Annotated in this window: 1 pseudogene; it reads left to right on the forward strand. The window is 54.7% G+C overall.

Features of this window, described 5'->3' with window-relative positions:
* Positions 1 to 278 (forward strand): annotated as a pseudogene (locus AC1RPR_RS08790) (LL-diaminopimelate aminotransferase); the annotation flags it as partial.

Genomic DNA, 278 nt, shown 5'->3' on the forward strand with positions numbered 1-278 from the left:
CAAAGAGACATTCCACGGTTACGGTCCCGAACAAGGTTATGATTTCCTGATAGATGCCGTCATCAGGAACGATTACACTCCGCGCGGCGTCTATCTGGAACCCGGCGAAGTCTTTATCAGTGACGGCGCCAAGAGCGATACGGGAAATATCGGAGACATCCTTCGCCACGACAACAGCATCGGCGTGACAGACCCCATCTACCCCGTATACATCGACTCGAACGTAATGTGCGGCCGTGCCGGGATACTGGAAGACGGGCGATGGAGCAACGTGGTAT

Source organism: Dellaglioa sp. CoH-57-MRSF-22, assembly GCF_056781895.1.